The organism is Anaerotignum faecicola, assembly GCA_024460105.1.
In the GTDB taxonomy this organism is placed as follows: domain Bacteria; phylum Bacillota; class Clostridia; order Lachnospirales; family Anaerotignaceae; genus JANFXS01.
In genome coordinates this window covers 1-389 of record JANFXS010000580.1, presented here as the reverse complement: position 1 = coordinate 389, position 389 = coordinate 1, and the positions used below count along the sequence as shown (strand labels likewise).

1 protein-coding gene is annotated in these 389 nt (G+C 40.4%); it reads left to right on the top strand.

Annotated features, from left to right (window positions below):
- Positions 1 to 151: S26 family signal peptidase (locus NE664_15490; protein ID MCQ4728036.1), on the top strand; the 151-nt coding region annotated here is incomplete at its 5' end.
- Positions 152 to 389: the final 238 nt, after the last annotated feature.

The window sequence follows — 389 nt, the reverse complement described above, 5'->3', positions numbered from 1 at the left end:
CGCCGTTGTTGAAGACGGCTGTATTTTTGTTATGGGCGATAACAGAGGAAGCAGCGTTGACAGCAGGAGTATCGGTTTTGTTGAAAAAGATGACGTTACTGCAAAGGTTGTAATGAAATTTTATCCTTTTGACAGTGTCGAATTATATTGATTGTTGATTTGGATGATTTATGGTATAATATAACATAATTATTATTTATCGGCCGCTGAAACAGGATAAGTCCCAGGGCGTATTTTATATTCCGGGATTACGGTTAACCGTCAAAAGCGGCAATTAAATTTGTAAAAATTTATGAATTTAAGCTTAATCCTATAGGCGATCTGCTTGCCCTCGCCGCGGCGGCGGCATGGGCAGTCTATACTGTTGCGCTTAACGCCATAAGTTCACG